This window comes from Mycetocola sp. (genome assembly GCF_046716805.1).
Taxonomy (GTDB): domain Bacteria; phylum Actinomycetota; class Actinomycetes; order Actinomycetales; family Microbacteriaceae; genus Mycetocola_A.
Genome location: NZ_JBKJWH010000057.1, coordinates 1 through 3,961, shown reverse-complemented (window position 1 = coordinate 3,961; position 3,961 = coordinate 1). Strand labels below are relative to the sequence as shown.

The 3,961-nt window shown below is 53.2% G+C and carries 4 protein-coding genes; all 4 read left to right on the top strand.

The genetic code is table 11. The annotated features are described in order from the left end of the window. The first annotated feature begins 31 nt into the window (after nucleotides 1-31). Nucleotides 32-580 carry a helicase C-terminal domain-containing protein gene (locus ACLQ62_RS04910; protein WP_411720546.1) on the top strand — a complete coding sequence of 183 codons (549 nt, stop codon included), beginning with the start codon at nucleotides 32-34 and terminating at the stop codon, nucleotides 578-580. A 9-nt stretch (nucleotides 581-589) separates the two neighbouring features. Then, nucleotides 590-1,741: a hypothetical protein gene (locus ACLQ62_RS04905; RefSeq protein ID WP_411720545.1), complete on the top strand. Its 1,152-nt coding sequence runs from the start codon at nucleotides 590-592 to the stop codon at nucleotides 1,739-1,741. A 592-nt stretch (nucleotides 1,742-2,333) separates the two neighbouring features. Further along, nucleotides 2,334-2,744, top strand: a complete 411-nt coding sequence (locus tag ACLQ62_RS04900) for a hypothetical protein (RefSeq protein WP_411720544.1) — start codon at nucleotides 2,334-2,336, stop codon at nucleotides 2,742-2,744. Between the two features lie 46 nt (nucleotides 2,745-2,790). Continuing rightward, nucleotides 2,791-3,961, top strand: a 1,171-nt coding sequence (locus tag ACLQ62_RS04895; protein ID WP_411720543.1) for a DUF5906 domain-containing protein, incomplete at its 3' end; no start/stop codon positions are given.

Genomic DNA, 3,961 nt, shown 5'->3' with positions numbered 1-3,961 from the left:
GGTTGAAGGAGCACAGTACAGCCTCTAGGAACTGCTTGACCTGATCAACGTCACCAAGGGCCGATCTCTCGTGCTCTTCACGTCCCGCAAGGAACTGGACTACGCTACCGAACAGATCCAGCAGTTGCGTAACATGGGGCACTTCCCGTATAATGTACTGGTACAGACAAAAGACGCGGACAAACAGAAGCTCATCGAAGCCTTCAAGTCCGACATCTCATCCGTCCTTCTGGCAACCAAGAGTTTCTTCGTAGGCATCGACGTTCCCGGCGAGGCTCTGACGCACCTATCACTGGTCAAGTGGCCGAACCCACGCTATGACGCACTCTGCAAGCAGCAGATCGCCCACTGGCGCATGAGGGGCTTCCCCAACTGGTATGAGCGTGAGTCTCTGACCCTGTTTCAGCAGGCCTCAGGCCGACTCATCCGCTCTTCAGGCTGCAAGGGTGTCGTGAGTCTTCTGGACTTCCGGGCCAACGACGCCGAGAGCAACGTATTCAAAACAGCAAAGAAGGGCGTCACGACACTGCAATCATCCATCACACAGGACATTGCTCAGGTCAAGGCGTTCCTCCAGTAAAAGGAACACATGAAACTATCAGATCTGACCGGAAAAGTCCAGATCTCATCCCATCACGCTACGACATTCATCTCCACTTGGTTCGACCCGGAGGATAAGTTTGTCATCGTAGGACGTAGGACGGAAAAGACCGGCAAGCACGATACACTGTCACAATCCATGCTGGCAAAGGACTTCGCTCCCATGACGGATGAAGCCCTTGAGTCTATGATCTTTGATGAGGATGGCGGGAAGTGGAACCTCTACTTCGGAGTCTGCCCAATCAAGGAAGACGTGGACTACAACAAACGTGGCACCGAGGACAACATTGAGTATGTCACCGGAGTCTGGGCCGATATCGACGTGAAGGACAAGGGATTCAAGTCCCAGCAGGACATCATCAACTTCCTATTCAGCCTCGTGCTGCATCCAACCCTCGTGGTAGGCTCAGGTTCCGGAGGCGTCCACGCCTACTGGAAGCTCGCACCCGGAGAACGGGGCGACAAGGAACTGGTGGACCGCTGGTGGAGCTACCTTGATGAGGCCGCTGGGGACCGGAAAATCGACAAACTGATCGATTTGACCCGTATCCTACGTATGCCCGGATCGGTATATTTCCCGAAGACCGGCACGGACTCCAAAGTAGGCAAGGTCGAGATCCTTTACAAGATCGACCAGACGTACACCATTGAAGAAATCTCCGCTGTCTCCGCTGAAGCGTTCAACACCAAACACGAGCGCCGTAAAACCCTGATCAACAGGGATGCCAATGCACGTCTTGATCTGGCTATGTTTGCCGGTGACCTCATGGCGGCACTCGGAGGCAACCGCTGGAGCCTCTACAAGGCCCTCTCAGAGGTCGAGGATTACGTCAACGACCACATGTCGTGGGCCGAGATTCTGGAGCCACACGGATGGACGTGGCAGCGCTCGCTACGGGATGGCTCCAACGAATGGGCACGTCCGGGACGTGATGAAAGAAGCGCAGTTGTGGACTTTGAGGACTCACCTGTGATGTCCCTGTTGTCCAGTTCTGAGGAAACCGGCCTCTCAGACCTACTCGACGCACGAATCCCGATTACGAAGTATAGGGCCTTGTGGCGGCTGAAATTCAACGATCAGGACGACGACTCCATGCTCCGGTACCTGATTGCCCGAATGCAAGAAGACGGAATCATCTAAGAAAGGAAACAGTATCAAACTCTACGACAAAGCTCTTTATTGGTGGATCTACTTCTGGATCATCATCGACCACAAGACTGACCAGTATCAGGACTATCGGGCCAACATCCGGTGGATCAAGAAGAACAGACGACACTAATAGACGCCCTCTCTGCTTCGGCAGGGAGGGTTTGTCTGTTTCACGTGAAACATAGATAGGCTACATGAGTTACAAGACAAGAGGCAACGGAGGCCCCGACCTTCGGGGCAACAGCAAAGACCGTAAGCGCCGCAAAGAGTGGATGCTGGGAGAGTTCGGTGACGGAGCCACCTGTGAGTGCGCGTTCCCGGACTGCACTGAAGTACTCACCTACGACACCGTGACTGCTGATCGATACCCCCTCTCCGGTAAGGAAGGCGGACGCTACATCCGTGGAAACATCCGGCCAGCGTGTATCGCATGCAACGCAGCGGACGGCCAACGGATCAAGGAGCTTCCATACGTACCGGAGGTTTTCGAGAGCGGTCCCCAATGGTGATTGGAAACTATCAAAATTTTATGGTATCATTAGATGTCACCAAAGACAAGTATTAGCACAAAATTTAGGAACTAATGAACGACACTATCAAGACCAAAGCAGACTACGCACCGAACGAGAAGAAGGTTTGGCGTCCAGAGTTTGCTACACAGGTGGTAGCCCCGCACGGCTCTAAGCTGGATGACGGCACTGTACTCTTCCTCGCAATCGAATCCCTTCAGGGCGCATTCATCGACGGCAAGTGGGAAGAGGCTGACAGTAACGAAGAGTGGACCGAGACGGAAACCGTTACTGTCACGGACAGCTACACGGATGCAGAAGGCATCGAACATTCCGTTGTCACCAAGACAGAGACCGTGAAGGATTTCCACAACGAAATCCCACGCTCGCAGCGCTACGTCCTGAAGCGCTTCACCGAGACTGGTTTTGCAGAGAACGCTTTCTCCTCTGGATACGCTGGTCCGCGTAAATACGTAAAGAACTAATGACGCAATAGACAAAGGTACATATGAGCACAAATAAAGGTAGACTATGGGAGAAACAGAAATTCTTGGCGGACTCGAAAAGAGTCTTGACCTAGACAAATGGTGGCAAGACCTGCTAGGTCAGAAACCAAACTTCGACAATTTTGACCTGTTGAAGGCAATCGACAGCATTCCGCGTACCGACATCAAGGCTGCTACGGCAATCCACGAGAAGTTTGGCAATACACTATCGTACACTGAAGCACGTAAACAGTGGTACCTTTGGGATGGACGAATCCACACTCCTTGCGAGGGTGACGGAGTTGCACGCAAGGTCGGAAAGCTGTACTATCATGCTATGGTGAACGCAATCGAGTTCATCAAGGAGTACCTGAACAAGGAAGCCGCCAAGGTGGAAGCCTCAGGTACTCAGGCTGGTAAGGATGAAGCCAAGAAGATCCGTGCCCAGTATGACAAGGGCGAGATCACGAAGCACAAGAACTACCGCGACAAGATTTCCTCTGATGCTGGACTGTCCTCGATGATCCGCATGCTTCAGACCGCGAGTGACGTGGACTACGATCACTTTGACAACGACCAGAAGTGGTTTGTCATGCGGAACAAGGTACTGGACCTTGAGGAACTGGCAGCAGGTAATTGGGTCATGGTGGATCACCACCCTTCACGGGCTGTCACCAAGTTCTTCGACGCCGACTACCGCCCTGAATCTGAGCGTGTGAACCTCACGTACTGGGACACGTTTCTTGAGCGCTCGATCCCGGATAAAGATGCCCGTGACTACCTCCAGAAGGTCACAGGAGCGGCTTTCATGGGTGAGTCCAAGCTTCGTACCATCCTGAACCTGCACGGCCCACCGGGGTCCGGTAAGTCCGTGTTCATCGGTACGTTCTTCAAGCTGGGCAAGGGCGGTGCTGCATACTCGTGCATGCCCGACTCCAAGTCCATCATCAAGGTATCGGGACAGAACTTCGAACAGGATTCATTCAAGGGCAGGCGTTTCATCGGCGTGTCCGAGCCTCCCATGAACGATCCCATCGACAACGAGTTCCTGAAGAAGTTTACTGGTGATGACTGGGTTGAGACCCGTACGCTGAACGTCAAGTCTTCGGGCTGGGTTCCGCAGGGTGTCGTCTACGTCGCATCGAACAAACCTCTGAAGATCAACACCCGTGATAAAGCGATTGTCGAGCGTGTTCAGATGATTGAGTTCCCTGTCG

What these genes read in the sequence shown, in the direction of transcription:
- ACLQ62_RS04905 (WP_411720545.1), top strand. Translation starts at nt 590, where the DNA reads ATGAAACTATCAGATCTGACCGGAAAAGTCCAGATCTCATCCCATCAC.
- ACLQ62_RS04900 (WP_411720544.1), top strand. Translation starts at nt 2,334, where the DNA reads ATGAACGACACTATCAAGACCAAAGCAGACTACGCACCGAACGAGAAG.